This is a genomic window from Vibrio sp. WZ-1 (genome assembly GCF_052037695.1).
Lineage (GTDB): Bacteria > Pseudomonadota > Gammaproteobacteria > Enterobacterales > Vibrionaceae > Vibrio.
This window is the reverse complement of record NZ_JBQEQR010000052.1, coordinates 21,311-35,750: the sequence shown is the minus strand read 5'-3', so window position 1 is coordinate 35,750 and position 14,440 is coordinate 21,311. Positions and strand designations below refer to the sequence as shown.

General features: G+C 43.0%; 13 protein-coding genes. All 13 read right to left on the bottom strand.

The genetic code is table 11. From position 1 onward, the window contains the following. Window positions 1-124: 124 nt before the first annotated feature. The 13 genes from ACTS60_RS03755 to mshL all read right to left on the bottom strand — a co-directional run bounded on the left by ACTS60_RS03755 (window position 125) and on the right by mshL (window position 14,429). Window positions 125-4,027, bottom strand: coding sequence for a DUF6701 domain-containing protein (locus ACTS60_RS03755; RefSeq protein ID WP_440887188.1), 3,903 nt, complete (start codon window positions 4,025-4,027; stop codon window positions 125-127). A 6-nt stretch (window positions 4,028-4,033) separates the two neighbouring features. After that, window positions 4,034-4,462, bottom strand: coding sequence for an MSHA biogenesis protein MshP (locus ACTS60_RS03750; protein WP_440887187.1), 429 nt, complete (start codon window positions 4,460-4,462; stop codon window positions 4,034-4,036). Further along, entirely contained in the window at window positions 4,452-5,204 is a 753-nt protein-coding gene (locus ACTS60_RS03745; protein WP_440887186.1) for a PilW family protein, read from the bottom strand. Before ACTS60_RS03745 ends, ACTS60_RS03750 begins: the two co-directional genes overlap by 11 nt. Further along, on the bottom strand, window positions 5,204-5,782 hold the full coding sequence (locus ACTS60_RS03740; protein WP_440887185.1) for a prepilin-type N-terminal cleavage/methylation domain-containing protein: 579 nt from the start codon (window positions 5,780-5,782) through the stop codon (window positions 5,204-5,206). Before ACTS60_RS03740 ends, ACTS60_RS03745 begins: the two co-directional genes overlap by 1 nt. Continuing rightward, window positions 5,779-6,237 carry a type II secretion system protein gene (locus ACTS60_RS03735; RefSeq protein WP_138956318.1) on the bottom strand — a complete coding sequence of 153 codons (459 nt, stop codon included), beginning with the start codon at window positions 6,235-6,237 and terminating at the stop codon, window positions 5,779-5,781. The genes ACTS60_RS03740 and ACTS60_RS03735 overlap by 4 nt, the downstream gene beginning before the upstream one ends. 114 nt (window positions 6,238-6,351) lie before the next feature. Continuing rightward, on the bottom strand, window positions 6,352-6,576 hold the full coding sequence (locus ACTS60_RS03730; protein WP_440887184.1) for a type II secretion system protein: 225 nt from the start codon (window positions 6,574-6,576) through the stop codon (window positions 6,352-6,354). Between the two features lie 69 nt (window positions 6,577-6,645). Beyond that, complete coding sequence (locus tag ACTS60_RS03725; protein WP_440887183.1) at window positions 6,646-7,101, bottom strand: type II secretion system protein; 456 nt, start codon at window positions 7,099-7,101, stop codon at window positions 6,646-6,648. A 289-nt stretch (window positions 7,102-7,390) separates the two neighbouring features. Beyond that, window positions 7,391-7,852 (bottom strand): MSHA biogenesis protein MshF, encoded by a 462-nt coding sequence (locus tag ACTS60_RS03720; RefSeq protein ID WP_440887182.1) that lies wholly within the window; start codon window positions 7,850-7,852, stop codon window positions 7,391-7,393. 4 nt (window positions 7,853-7,856) lie between these two features. After that, a complete protein-coding gene (locus ACTS60_RS03715; protein WP_440887181.1) occupies window positions 7,857-9,080 on the bottom strand; it encodes a type II secretion system F family protein in 1,224 nt (407 codons plus the stop codon). A gap of 8 nt (window positions 9,081-9,088) precedes the next feature. After that, window positions 9,089-10,813, bottom strand: a complete 1,725-nt coding sequence (locus ACTS60_RS03710; protein ID WP_440887180.1) for a GspE/PulE family protein — start codon at window positions 10,811-10,813, stop codon at window positions 9,089-9,091. After that, complete coding sequence (locus tag ACTS60_RS03705; protein WP_440887179.1) at window positions 10,810-11,907, bottom strand: tetratricopeptide repeat protein; 1,098 nt, start codon at window positions 11,905-11,907, stop codon at window positions 10,810-10,812. Before ACTS60_RS03705 ends, ACTS60_RS03710 begins: the two co-directional genes overlap by 4 nt. After that, window positions 11,892-12,737: an ExeA family protein gene (locus ACTS60_RS03700; protein WP_440887178.1), complete on the bottom strand. Its 846-nt coding sequence runs from the start codon at window positions 12,735-12,737 to the stop codon at window positions 11,892-11,894. The genes ACTS60_RS03705 and ACTS60_RS03700 overlap by 16 nt, the downstream gene beginning before the upstream one ends. Before the next feature lie 36 nt (window positions 12,738-12,773). Further along, complete coding sequence (gene mshL, locus ACTS60_RS03695; RefSeq protein ID WP_440887177.1) at window positions 12,774-14,429, bottom strand: pilus (MSHA type) biogenesis protein MshL; 1,656 nt, start codon at window positions 14,427-14,429, stop codon at window positions 12,774-12,776. Window positions 14,430-14,440 lie beyond the last annotated feature (11 nt).

Sequence of the window (14,440 nt, the reverse complement as noted above, 5' to 3'; positions counted from 1 at the left end):
AAGACAAAAATTGTCCTAAATGTACCAATGCCTCGCTGTCACAGCAAGGCATTGGTACACAAACATGAGCAGAAAGCCTCAATTTCTTGCAGTTTCCTTACTTAACGCAAAAAACTGAAGTTTGTTACTGTCCGGTTAAGCCCGGTTCACCTCGATAAATCACCCTGTCGTTACCTCGGTTGATACCAAAAGTTAATATAGAGGATGGCTTTTCTTCTGTATCGTCATCATCCCAATCAAAATTCAACCATGGCTGAACATCAAGCCAAACTTGGGACTGCTGACGACCAATAGATTTACAAGGTGACTTCACCTGATTTGCTGCAACGTTTGCTTCACCATGTTTCACGCTCCCAGTCCCATTAATGGCTATATCACAATTGCTATCATCACGATGCCAAATGACTTTCTGGTTTGCTATTGCGTCTTTAATAGGTGTGGCACTATCAAGGTTATTCATACTGAAACGCGAGCCATTCCAATATTCAATAGCATACGGAACGGATAACGTCGCCTCTTGTTGCCCCGCTATATCTGCCAGATTCACTCGACCAAACACTATCTTTGGCTGAGTAAGTATATTGCTATTTGGCGCACCATTTTTACCGCTAATGAACTCAACAGGATCGGTATTACCAGTGTAAACCAAGCCAATGTTTGACGCGCTTCCAGAAAGCATATTAAACGGACCATCAGGGTACTGAGCACCTGAGCCTTTTAACCAACAAGAGTTCACTGCCTGATTGCTTGCATTTAGACATGCGGAAGTACTGGTGTCATCAATAGTAAACGAACCGATGCTTTTCCCTTCAACAACGTTCCAACTACCGCTATTCGCCGCAGGAGAAACAAACCTATTTGAATAATCGTTAAGTTGAGCAATATTGAACTGAGCATGCTTGCTGAATGCTACGTAGTTGCTAACAGCATCCTCACTTGCATTTAATGCTTCCACATCATAACGAACCTGTTCAAATGGCTGATTCATATAGATGAAAGTCTGGCTAGAAGGATAAACCCACTGAGTCGTAAAGACTTTAAAGAACTTAGGGTAGAAACGCCCAATGATTCTAGAATCTTCCTCTAACGCTTCTCCTAAATAGTCCGCGCTTGTGGTTAGATTTAAGGAGCCTACTTCATACCATTGATACTCAACTTTCTTACCACTCTTAGCTTCTGATTTAGAGAAAGTGGACTTTCCATCAAAGTCATTTTCTTCCGACAAATTAGCAAGCTTACCGCCCTTAGGGTATTCCACGTCAAAAGCAACGTTTAGTGGCGCACGATTACTTGCCGAAGAGTAGTAGTTAGTGGTCGTTGAGTTGTCACACTTATCCGCCTCTCCACGTGCTGCCTTATCACTATATACAATAGGCTTGTACGTTACCGTGAAGTTTTCTGCTGCAGGAATGAAATGCTCTTGACCATCAGTAGTCGCAGGGTTGGAAACGCCCCCCTCTTTTGACCGAATATCACAAGCCGCAATGGTCCATGGTCGAGCATTAACGGCAAACGAGCCATTCAATACTACAGGCGTTATTTTACCATCGCCTTTATCAATAGGACATTTGTCAGCAAAGTTAGGGTCACAGACAAAGTTGCGATCCGTTAACTTGATGATGAACTTACCAGATTCAAGTAAAGTAAACGAGGACGCTTTCACACCAGCATCACGACTGCTGAAGGATGGTGAATACGTCAAAATGCTGTCTTTATCTTTATTGCCATCACTTGGTGCTTCAAGATCTAAGGTAACCTCAGGAGTACCAGTGTAAGTAGATACGATCGTTTGAGTACTTTCTTTACACGCTAATACCTTGGTGGTTACTTGGTACTCTTTACCAGCAATTACAGGCAGGTCTGGAGTACCAAACATATAAGGAACATACTTAAATTTAACCGTTTTAGTTTTGGCTGTATCATCAACAAAAATGGTGAGTTCATACTCTTTATTAAGTACCACTTTTGATGCATCACGCAACTCAATGACGAGTTCTAGTTTACCAAGCGTTTCTTGTGATGCGCTGGTAATAAAATGCGGGTAAAGACCAGAGCCTACCCCATTCGCAACTCGTATATTAAAATTACTCGCCCCTTCAGAGACTGACGCAGTGACAGATGCACTTTGAGGCGCCCCGTCATTCGTTGTAGTCACAACAAAGTTTGGTTGCTGATCTCCACAGGTAAGCGCATATTGCGAAATTGGTGTGATATCAATTTCAAAGTTATCCGCTGGGGTAAAGCAGTGGTTATCAGTCGCAATGATCTTCGCGCCCTCGCTCATCAAAATTTGTTTCGCGGTGATTGCACCATTAACCGTACTTGAGTTACTCAGGTAAACATTGGTTTCACTATATAAAAGACCCGTAAACACCGTATTTTGACTAAGTCGCACAATACTATTTGTGGAGTCATGCACTAAGACTACTAGCTCAGCATCATCGACCTCACCAAAAGAGCTACCACTATTGCTTACGTATACCCTTTTCGCGTGAATCGTTACTTTTTCCCCTGCAGGGATAACTATCTTGCCTTGGTTGTTAACGTTAATCTCTCCAATCCAGTAGGTTCCTGATTTGAAAGTTGCGGTTCCATGCCCCACAGAAAGTGTGCCGATAACTTCGTTGTTCTTAAATTCGCGATCTTTATGCCATAAATCGACAGTTTTGAGATCATCACGATCCGGCACCCTAAAACTCTCTAGCTCTTGTTTCTTTACTCTGAGGCCTGAATCTCCAAGACAAGCAAGACCATCACAACTTGCATTGTTATACATGTCGATCTCACTTTGTCTAAAGCCAACATAGCGCTTACCATTGCTTAATTTAGCACCAGAAATAAGCGTATTATTGCTCATTTCTAGTTTTGCATTACCATTAGAATCCCACGTTTGAGCCGGAGAAGGGAACAGAGCACATACATCATCAACTGGAGGTTTATCAAACAAGAAGTAAGAGAATGGTTCCACGACATGCCCACGCTCTGCATCTCTATCCATATCCTCTTCATTGATCAAAGCAACACTGGTTTTAGTCACAGAACAACGCCTTAGCCAACCACCGTTATTACCGTTACGAGTGCGTTTAGACGCCAATAAAACCGGAGCAGATTTGAAGCCAGTAACCGGGAAGTAGCTAAGCTGCTTACAACCCTCAGTAATTGGTTTAATTACATTATCATTTAGAGCGCTAAGCGTATTACGAGTTGAGCCATTACCTAGCCAAAATTTTCGCCCTTGAGTAAAACCTTCACCATAGCCTGCCACAAACGCCACTTCTTCAGGTTGATCAAGTACCGCATTTTTTGTCACTTCAGAACGGTCAATGATTAATGAAAAACCAGTACGAGTGGGGTCTAGAGCGATCGTGTTTAGCCAAAGCGGTTGGCTGCCAACCATATTATTTCGAGTTTGAATTTGAACCAAAACGCCTGGCGGCTGTGAAAAAGCAGTATTCAAACCAAAACTGCTAAAATTGACTTGCTTACTGATGTTGTTTGTCCCACCAGGCTTATTAGAAAATGTATGCTTAGAGCTCACTTTGCCTGCAACAAGCATGGCACCACTATCGAACTTAATAACACCTGGTTCCATTACCAAGTAATCAATATCATTCATTGGTGCATCAACATAAGTTATTTTTTCTCCATTATTTTTGCATTGCCATTTATCATTTTTATGGTTGTATTTTAGATAACGACAAGCGGCTCGGTGAGGAGGTAATAACTGTTTTATTGTCGCTTTTGATGAACTAATAGACCAGATTTTCAAATCTGAAGGGTACTCCGTGGTCTTGTTATCAAAATTAGAGCGACTCGCATCGATCGTCGGCATAACAAAAACCAGAGGAGGTTGTGAGTAAGAATTCTGAAACTCGATGTCACAAGTCACACTTGACCCTGCTACCGTACACTTGTCAGCAGACACAGTACCGAATTCAAACTGAGGATCTCGATTAATCGATGCATTAACAAAAGATGAGAAAAGCAACATGATTGCACTTAATACTAGACCGCTTTTTTTGATCATGATTTGTTACTCCTTTACCCATACTTCTTGGCTTCGTTGAACCGTATTGATTCCACTACCACATTCAACCAAAGCTTCAATTCTAAAAAAGGACTCTTCATCCAGCCTTTTATTGGTATTCTGACAAGTAAGAGAAATTAGTCGACAGGTCCCGTAATTAATGGCTGGAGTCATACCGTTAACGTTATTTGCACAGTTATCTGAAATATCAGGTGTTACCTCGCCTAGAGGATACAATTCCGTTAGTCCCCATTCCGTAGTCGATTGGGCAAAAAACCACGCTTGAGAGCCCAAATATTCCCGAGTTACCGCATCTTGATTAGACCAGTTAAGTTTCATTAAAGATGTCCCCAGCAAGCTCATCACAACAATGATGAACAAACACAATATAAACACATTCCCTTTTGATTTTATGATTGAACGTTTATGGAACATTGAGCACCTGCACATCATGTTGATAAACACTGACCTCATCATTCTGCTCAAATGCAAATTTGAGGTAAACAATACCACCAACCTGTAAACTGGTATTTTCATAATTAAAAGCACTATCTGCCGCAACAATGCCCTCAATTGGCACGCCATTTCTCGTCAACATATTGGTTGTACTATTCAAACAGTAGTTAACTTCTGCATCCAAAGTATAAATATAGAGACGGTTTGCTATCGACTGGCTAGGCAAGTGTGAAACACCAGCAGGCAAGGTATATTCATAGTAATTTCTATCAGCGGGCGCACTGGCCGCTTGGCCCAATAGTGGTAAACTTGGCGTTATCGCAAAACTTTCAGTATTACTAGTTAAGTCCTCGTATCGACTCGGATTGATAACGAAACGAAGATTATCACTGGCTTTTAGCGTCCCACCATCAGGGACGTTTTCTCCAGTAATAAAACGAACAATTTTTGTTGAAGGTTGGTAGTATGTACCTGAATAAAGAATAGGCACAAACCTCAAACAGTCCCCTTCGACTTTAAAGCTGTAAGGCACTGCATGTCTGATTTCTCTCGATAGCTTCTCTAATACAAATTGAGCCTGAGTTTGCACCTGCTGACGTGAAGTAGAATCAACAAACCCCTTCATTCCCATCTGCACATAACCAGCAATACCAAGCATGATGATGCTGCCAACAACGATTGTGATGATTAATTCGAGTAGAGTAAAACCTTTATCTTTCATCAATAGTTCCCTCGATAACCAACCAAACGGAGAGTTCTTGTCGTTGAGTTTCCAGCAAAGATATCCAACTGTACTCGCTTCATTTTAGGTATGCCAGAAGCTGAGCTTTGAGATACCGTTACCTGAACCTCGACCCGAAAGTTTCGGTAGTCATTCGTAGCATCGTTACCAAGAATATCGCGCAGTTCATAATGAGGAGTGACCGTACACGAGGCTTTCGTATCATCGGTATACCAACAACCAATGTAGTCATCCACGTCGTTGAAAGTAGCGGGCGTTGTTTCTCCACTATCAGTACCTAAAACTGTACGGCAGGCCGGAGCAGACAAAGCGGTCTCTCCACAACGAATTAGGCCGCCATTTGGATCTACATAGTGATCAAAGTTGCGCGCTAGAATTTGCGACATCATACTTTGCCCAAGAGAAACCGCTCTGGACTGGTAATGAAAACTTGATGCGTTCTGAATCTGGGGAATTAATGCCGTTGTAAAGATAGTCATTGCTATCCCCATAATGACGATAACAATAATGAGCTCAATCAAGGTCATTCCCGACTGTGGGTGAGTATTCCCACTCATGAACACGCCCCCTTCGAAACATACCCCTGCGTATTAATAGTCACAATACAAGTCTGCCCCGTAGATTCAGTGATGGTAATCGTCTTAGCGCCACCACTTGGATTACCGAGTAAGTCAAAAGAGATCGTCTGATTTGGCGAATAACGAATATTGTCAGGACTGCTCCAATCACTTCGAGAATCAGAGCGTGAATTACATGAACTCACAGAACCAAGGCAATCATTGGAGATTGAAAGAATAAAGTTATTGTTTGATGTCGCACCCGAGACATTCGACTGCATACGATTAACCTGAACCTGGCGAATGATCGCAAGCGATTCTTCTTGAGCAGCAAATACAGAGATCCCCGATGACATATACCGACTCGCAGCATACAGAGAAACAATGGTCAAAATAACAATTACCATGATCAACTCAATAAGAGTAAACCCTGAAGAATTGGTACGCATCTGCATAGAGGAACCTTAGACTGACGGTAAGCGATTAAATTATAAGCAATAAAAAGGAAGGGTTTTGGGCAAGGATCACACTTTACTATTATTTTGTAAGTAGATTGTTAATGGTAAAAATCATTCCTCTGATTTACCCATCTCTTGTTCAATACGATCATAGGTTGCTTTATTGCTGAGGGTTTCAGAAACGTGCTCAGCCGTTTGTTTGGTCTGCTCCCACTTCGCTTCGTAGGTTTCTGGTTCAAAGCTGATAAATCTTGGTAATACCACATAGCCGACCACACCTAAGATAATCAGTACAATGACAAATTCAATTGCACTTAGACCTGATGAGTTACGCATATGTACTATTCCGAGATTAATCAAAATAAAGGGATAAAGGCCAGGCTAGCTGGCCTTTAAAGATGAGTTTTACTGACAAGCAGAACCCAAAGTTACTGTTGTCTTAGCTGCGCTAGCTGCTGCCGTGCCAGTCGCTTGCTTATATTGAACTGAACAAGCAGTACCAGTAGTACCTTTGAAACCATACGTAATTTCACCAGCGCCACTTGCAACAACATTCCAATCTTCATTAAGACCTTTTACTGCTTCACCAATACCCGCAGCTGTTGCCGTTGGGTAACCAAAAATTGTTTGGATACCTTCAACATCTGTAACCGTACTGTTAGCCTCTACACCTTTAATAGCCGCTTTACCAAACACAATACCAGCACCACCTTCAATAGCGCCTTTTAGACCTTGTAAAGATGAAGCTCGAGCATCATTTTGTAGGTTAAGGAAACGTGGAGCTGCAGTTACCGCTAGAATACCTAGGATTACAATTACCACTACCAATTCGATAAGGGTGAAACCACCTTGTCTTTTCATTGTTTACTCTCTTTATGTAAGCATGCAGAGTGACTGCAAAGTTAATTGGTCACACGACCATTTTGGATATTGTCAAAACGGTTTTGCGTCTCAACACACTAAGCGAATTAGTTAGGTGAGTACTTTCTCTACCGCTTGAGCAGAATGACGATTCGCCATTGCTAAGTAAAAACTGCGCTAAAAAGTAAATCACCAAATGGTTTACTTTCCATGACAATTTTTCTCTTATGGTAATGTTTGCATTATACCGACTTTCATTCCTATTTATAGTACTTAAGTGTCAAAAAATTCACTCCGCCGACATTTCGACGTCTATTTTCAGGTAATTAGCGTCAGAAATAACGACAACTCTCTGTCCATTTTCATAAGTATAGTGACATATATAACTACTACTTTTAATTACTCCACGGATGTCTAACAACTCACTCGCCATAATTTTACGTTGCGGGTAATGCACCGCTAACCAAAAGCCACAATCCAGAACCCCATCTGGGCGAAATGGCGATACTAACCCTGCTTCTGTCATATCGAGCTCAAATCCATCCATAGACATATGCTTGGGCTCACCATGAACTAACCACGCTTGACGGTAACGTTGCACGCTATCTTGCATCCAAACCTTCGCGAGCTTGGCTCCGGTCACTTGCGCTTGCTGCTCAATTAGCTTGAGGTTATGCACAAACGCCACCAACACAATTAACCCAATCACTACGAAAAGGATGAAGGTTGCGCGACTCTGATTTTCAACCACTAGGTTAGCCGCCTTTGATGATGTCCAGCATCCCCCACATTGGCAGGAAGATACCTAAGGCTAAGACCATAACCATACCAGCAACAATTACCAAAAGTAATGGCTCTATTCGTGCCGTTAATGTTTTGAGATCATAATCTACTTCTCGATCGTAAAAATCTGCGACTTCGAGCAATAATTCATCAATTCGACCCGTTTCTTCACCGACGGCGATCATCTGAATCACCAGTGGGGTAAAGATCTTACTATTCACCGCAGTCACAGAAATGGTACTTCCCGCCTCGATAGACGCCTTCATTTCTATAATGCGATTTTCTAAGAACTTATTCCCCAATGCTTCGCCAGCTAAAGCCAATGATTGATTCAGCGGTACGCCTGACTTAAGCATCAATGAAAATGTTCGAGAAAAGCGTGATAACTGAGCGCGGTTCACGATATCGCCAACAATGGGCACTCTCAGTCGAAACTTATCAAATTTTTCTCGTCCATCTGCGGTAGCAACCCAAGCACGAAAGAGCAAGAATGCTCCTATCATCAGAACGAGCAGCAGTCCCCAATAGTGAACAAAGAAATTTGACGTTGCGATCAGTACACGTGTTGGCAATGGCAGCTCAACACCGAAACGAGTAAACATGCCCGCAAACTCAGGGATAACAAAAATGTTCAAAATGAACATTGCAATAGTAATGAAGACAATAACAAACGTCGGGTAGCGCATTGCTGCTTTAATACGTTTACGAGTCTCTAGCTCTTGTTCGTAGTAATTAGCCAGCTGCAATAAAGCTTGATCTAAACGACCGGTGTTCTCACCCACGTTGATCATGGAGACAAACAAAGGGCTAAACACTTTACTGTGAGGCTGCATCGCTGCAGACAATCCTCGGCCGTTACTGAGTTCAGAGACCACATCGTCAAGGGCGTCTTTTAACTGCTGATTTTCACAGTTTTGCAATAGGCCGCGCATAGAGCGCAGCAATGGAACACCCGCTTTAGTTAAGCTGAATAGCTGACGACAGAACAGAATAATGACTTCAAGAGGGATCGCGGGTACCAGCAATTTAGATAAACTAAAGCTGCTTGCATTGGATTCCTTTTTTAGCTGAATATTTAAAGGGATAACCCCTTTATTCATCAACACTTCCGCAGCCGCATCCTCATTAACAGCGTCGATCTTGCCTTTAGTCGTGGCACCGGTCAGTGTTCGACCTTGATAACTGAATGTTGGCATCTAATCACCTACATTAAGATTGCATCTGCTTTACCAGATGAGTCACCTTCACCCAGCGCCATAACTTCATCAAGGCTAACAATGCCTTGCAAAGCCAACTCCATAGCGGAAGCTAATAGGGGCTTATAAGATGCCGATTGACGCGCCGCTTGTGCAAAACCGACTGCATCGTTCGCACGTAGTTTATCCATCATCTCATGCTCTAGTTCAAGCATTTCAAACACACCAATTCGACCTCGATATCCTGTTAAGTTACAGTTCTGACACCCTTTCCCTTTATGAAAAACAGCATTTGACTGATTCGGGAACCGACCAGATAGCCACTGCTGTCGAGACTCATCGACAACATCTTCAGTCTTACAATCTGGGCAAACTCGACGTACTAATCGCTGTGCGACAACAGCACGAACGGCACTTGCTACAAGATAGCCCGGCGCTCCCATATCTATCATCCGCAGAGCACTGTCTACCGCATCATTGGTATGCAATGTGCTTAACACTAAGTGACCCGTTAAGGCTGCACGTAAACCGATCTCTACTGTTTCTTGGTCTCGCATCTCACCAACTAAGATGATATCTGGGTCTTGACGAAGAAAGGTACGCAGTACCCGTGAAAAAGTAAGATCAATCTTACTATTGATCTGTACTTGCGTAATACGTGGTAAGCGGTACTCCACAGGATCTTCTGCGGTAATGATCTTTTTACCCGGCTCATTGAGCTCACTTAGGGCACCGTATAATGTCGTTGTTTTACCTGAGCCCGTTGGTCCAGTCACTAAGATCATACCGTGCGGACGAGATAATTGGCGACGCAGGCGAACGAGTAAATCAGCAGGTAAACCTGAGTCTTCAAGTTTTCGTAAACCTGAAGACTGGTTAAGCAAACGCATTACCACGGATTCACCGTATTGCGTTGGCAGTGTCGACATACGAATATCGATGGACTGACCTCGAACCTTGATATTAAAGCGACCATCTTGCGGCAAACGCTTTTCAGAAATATCTAGGTGTGCCATCAATTTAAGGCGTAAAACTAACGCTGATGCCACGTTGACTTCATTTAGAATCGTTTCATGTAAAACACCATCTACACGTTGACGGAGACGAAGCACTTTATCATCTGGTTCAATATGGATATCTGATGCACCTACCTGCACGGCATCTTCAAACATTGAGTTAACCAGCTTAACAACCGTAACTTCTTCACTCTCACTCTCTTCAATCCCATAATCAAATACGTCAACGTCTTGATGTTCGGCTTGAAGCTGCTCGGCAAAAGAGGCGATTTCCTTGGTTCGGCGATAATAGCGGTCAAAGCTTTCCACCAGCTGTCGCTCAGAAGCAATAATAAACTCTAGAGCATACTCACCTAACAAGTTCATTAACGATTCTTGAGTAAATAGATCCGCAGGATCACTCATGGCGACTCGTAGTGTGTCACCGTTTTGTGCAACCACCATGGCACGTAAACGACGAGCATGAACTTCCGGCAAAAGTTGCACCGCATCGGCATCAATAGGCGCACGGCTTAAATCGATGAGCGGTAAACCCAGTTGCTGAGAAAGAAAGTTCAGCATTTGCTTTTCGGAAATAAACCCTAAAGCAATCAGAGCATCACCTAACTTTTGTCCTGTCTCATGCTGGCTGGCGAGAGCTTGCTGTACTTGTGCTTCTGTGACAATGCCTTCTTCAACGAGCAGATCGCCAAGACGCTTCCTTAATTGGATTTTCATTCTGCTCCCTCCAGCTGCTTCAGGATATTTAGTCTATCTCTAATAAATGCTTGAGATTGATTGGAGACCCCCACCTTTCCTAATGCTTGCTGGTAGGAGTGCACAGCTGCTTTGATTTGAACTTTACGCTCTTGCTGAATGGCTAAACCAAGCCACCAGCGGGCATTCTCAGGCTCTCTTTGCGTTAAAAGCTGATAACTTTCTAACGCGAATTCGGTTTGTTTCTGTTTTTGAGCAAGCGCGGCTCGCATTGCCAAATAATCTCGAGTTGGGTTATCTGGCATAAAAACTAATGGGCTCAATGCCGCTTCAGGCTGGTTTGCTTTCACTAGCAACTTAGATAATGCAAGCCTTAGCGGCTGGTTATCATTGTCCAATTTAATACCAGCCTGAAGAATCTCGTACGCTTTTCTGGTATCACTTTTACCAAAATATAGTGCCGCTAGTTTTTGTCTCGCTTCAATATTCGATGGCTCATAACGCAGCACCTCTGCGTAAGCGGTCATGGCTTCCTGCATATCATTTGAGTCCATCGCCTTACCAGCACGATTCATGGCTTTATTAGCAAGTTGTTGATGGCTCAACTCCACCTGCTCAATATGCATTGAACTAGGTTCATCCTCGACTTCTAATGACTCTTTATGCAATACCGCTGGCTTTACTATTGCGTGAACATCTTCTTTCACCACTTTTTTAGACGTAGAAGTAAGAGGTTGAGAAAGATGAATTTCTTCACTGGTTATCGGCTCTGATTGCTTAGCATTAACATGAGCCACTTCGATGTTTTTTGTCGCTACAACTTGCTGCAATTGAGGCGTTGTTTTGGTTGTTGGCGAACTAGCATCGACATTGACCACCTTTTTAGCTGCACTATTAGATCCAGCGAATGCCACTTCATTACTGTTGTTTGGTTTGGGTGTTTGAGAGACTGCCCATCCTCCAATAGCCAAACTCATAGAAAAACCCGCGATTAACCACAGCCAAGGCTTTCTTTTAGCAACAACCGGAACTTCAGCTCTTGATAGCTCAGGTTTATGTTCCTTCTCTGCTAGTTCAGATAAAGCTTTGTTAATTGCACTCAAGATCGGCTCCATCCCCAAAATATAGGGGTTTTAAACTTGGGCTTGCAGGCATCTAGGGTGTCGTGCATAGCCAAATAAACGTGTTGATTTTTAATTAATGTACAGCGGTCATTAAACGCCGTGAGTAATGATTTATGACAAATCTGATTGATTAACCTAGGGACTCCAGCAGCAGAGCGCCATATCGCTTTTTTCTGCTCAATACTAAAAATGTGCGCCCCATTTCCGGCTTTGTTAAGTCTATTGTCCATATAAGCTACGCCTTCATCCAGATTGAGAGTACGTAATTCACAATTGAATGTGATGCGTTGTCTGAACTGCCGTAAATCATGACTTAATAAACGCTCTTCAAGTTCAGGTTGTCCAAACAAAACCAACTGGAGTAGTTTGTCTTTTTCTGTCTCTAAGTTGCCAAATAGACGCAGAGTTTCTAATGCTTCATAGGACAATGCTTGAGCTTCATCAACAATTAAGACCGTTCTTTTTCCTACTGAGCGAATACGGATCAATCGTTCTTGAATGAGTTCCACAACATTTAGCGGATCTGCATTTTGAATACCAAGCTCTCTCGCCACCGCTAGTTGTAATTGAGCGCCAGTAAGTACAGGGTTAGGCAAGTAAATTAGCTCGGCATCATCTTCAATTTGCTCAATCAGCTTTCGACAAACCATGGTTTTGCCGGTTCCCACCTCACCAACCACTTTAATGACACCTTCTCCCATTTGAATCGCTGCGATGAGGGTTTGAATGGATTCATAATGAGGAGCTAACCCCAAAAACAGCTCTGTATTTGGGGTTAGTGAAAATGGTTGTAAGCGAAAACCAAAATGCGATAAATACATACGCTTATCAGTCCACTAGTTTAAGCGTTGACTGCATTACTGCGAATCAGGGAACCACTCTTGCAGCAAGTCACGCGAACGCTCTAATTCTTTCTGCCATGAGTTAACGCCAACAACGGTTGGTTTTAACAGAATAACCAGCTCCGTTTTTTGGGTGATATCTGTTGTGTTTCTAAACAGGTGCCCTAAAGCGGGAATATCTCCCAAGAATGGTACTTTTGATGTTTGGTTTAATTTCTGCTGCTTCATCAAACCACCAATAACAACAACATCACCATTTTTAGCTCGGATCACAGAGTCGGACTCACGGACCGAACTTTTTGCCAAAGGCAATTGAACATTCTGAAAATCCCCACCTAAGTTAAGCGTTTTCAACTCTTCCTGTACTTCAATTACCGCAGGGTGAACGTGTAGGAACACACTACCTTTATCGTCAATTTGAGGTGTTACATCCAAAGAAATACCAGAGAAGAAAGGCGTTAGCTCCACTTCAGGAACAGCATTTGAGTTTTCACCATTACCTGCGTTGCTCGATAACTCCGTCACAAAATATTCATCTGAACCTACTTTGATCACCGATTTCTGGTTGTTAGCCGCCGTAATACGTGGACTAGAAAGGACATTCAAATCCCCTTGTGTAGACATAAAGCTCAACACAGCCTCGAAACTACCATCTGAAATCGTAATATTGGTTTGGCCACCAAGCAATGTGCCTATGGCGTCTAAACCCGGTAAAGTCGGAATCGGGACACCAACACCAGGGGAAGTACCATCATGAGAAGGGCGCCCAATCGAAATACTTCCCGAACCACCGATTGAAGCCGATAAGTTTGACCAGTTAATACCTTGCTGATAACCATCGTTCAAAGTCACCTCTAGAATCTTGGCTTCTAGAATAACTTGACGCTGCATACGTTGTTGAGAAACACCAAGGAACTCTCTGACTTCTCGGATGTTGTCTGGAAATGCACGCACTGTTATTACACCAGCCTGTGGGGTGACAACAACACTTTGCCCATCTCCAGAACCAATCAAGCTTGCAACCGCTTGTTGCAATGCAGGCCAGAAGTCACTTTCTGTCAACGTTTCGATACGAGTGCCACCATTTGCCACCGTATTGCTGTCATCACTTGAACTGGAGTCATCAGAAGAACTGCCAGAGCTTGATGTTCCAGTAGAAGTTACAGAGCCAGTAACGATGCTAGTTAGAGATCGGCCTGAGCGCTTAAACTGTAAGTAATCAACAGGAATCGTTACCGTTCGCATACCTGCTGGATACACCTGTAAAACCTTGCCTGACTTAACCACATCATAGCCATACATGTTCTGCACAACATTAAGCACTTCATCAAGCGTAACATCGGTTAAGTTAACAGTGATCTTACCTCGTACTGAAGGATGAATAGCAACGCTATACTCCGTCCCCTTTACGAGAGAAGCAAAGAAACTTCTGGCCTCCACGGCATTCGCTTGAATCCGAAAACGCTTTACCATTCCATCAGAGCCAGAAGCACTCGATTCAAGGTCAGGCATCAAATCAGCTTCAACGGAAGAAGGGATTTCATCAAGCTGTTTACTATTTGACTCGTTTATTGATTTGTTGAGAGCTTGCTTTACTTCTACAGGGTCTCTATGACCCATAGAGCATCCAGCTAACGAAGCAACCACAACTGCTATCACTAATTTACGCATATCTGTTTAGG

Excerpts from the sequence above, each read along its gene's own strand:
- ACTS60_RS03750 (WP_440887187.1), bottom strand. The coding sequence starts at position 4,462 with ATGTTCCATAAACGTTCAATCATAAAATCAAAAGGGAATGTGTTTATA.
- ACTS60_RS03740 (WP_440887185.1), bottom strand. The coding sequence starts at position 5,782 with ATGAGTGGGAATACTCACCCACAGTCGGGAATGACCTTGATTGAGCTC.
- ACTS60_RS03725 (WP_440887183.1), bottom strand. The coding sequence starts at position 7,101 with ATGAAAAGACAAGGTGGTTTCACCCTTATCGAATTGGTAGTGGTAATT.
- ACTS60_RS03710 (WP_440887180.1), bottom strand. The coding sequence starts at position 10,813 with ATGAAAATCCAATTAAGGAAGCGTCTTGGCGATCTGCTCGTTGAAGAA.
- ACTS60_RS03745 (WP_440887186.1), bottom strand. The coding sequence starts at position 5,204 with ATGAAAGATAAAGGTTTTACTCTACTCGAATTAATCATCACAATCGTT.
- ACTS60_RS03755 (WP_440887188.1), bottom strand. The coding sequence starts at position 4,027 with ATGATCAAAAAAAGCGGTCTAGTATTAAGTGCAATCATGTTGCTTTTC.
- mshL (WP_440887177.1), bottom strand. The coding sequence starts at position 14,429 with ATGCGTAAATTAGTGATAGCAGTTGTGGTTGCTTCGTTAGCTGGATGC.
- ACTS60_RS03705 (WP_440887179.1), bottom strand. The coding sequence starts at position 11,907 with ATGGAGCCGATCTTGAGTGCAATTAACAAAGCTTTATCTGAACTAGCA.
- ACTS60_RS03700 (WP_440887178.1), bottom strand. The coding sequence starts at position 12,737 with ATGTATTTATCGCATTTTGGTTTTCGCTTACAACCATTTTCACTAACC.
- ACTS60_RS03735 (WP_138956318.1), bottom strand. The coding sequence starts at position 6,237 with ATGCAGATGCGTACCAATTCTTCAGGGTTTACTCTTATTGAGTTGATC.
- ACTS60_RS03715 (WP_440887181.1), bottom strand. The coding sequence starts at position 9,080 with ATGCCAACATTCAGTTATCAAGGTCGAACACTGACCGGTGCCACGACT.
- ACTS60_RS03730 (WP_440887184.1), bottom strand. The coding sequence starts at position 6,576 with ATGCGTAACTCATCAGGTCTAAGTGCAATTGAATTTGTCATTGTACTG.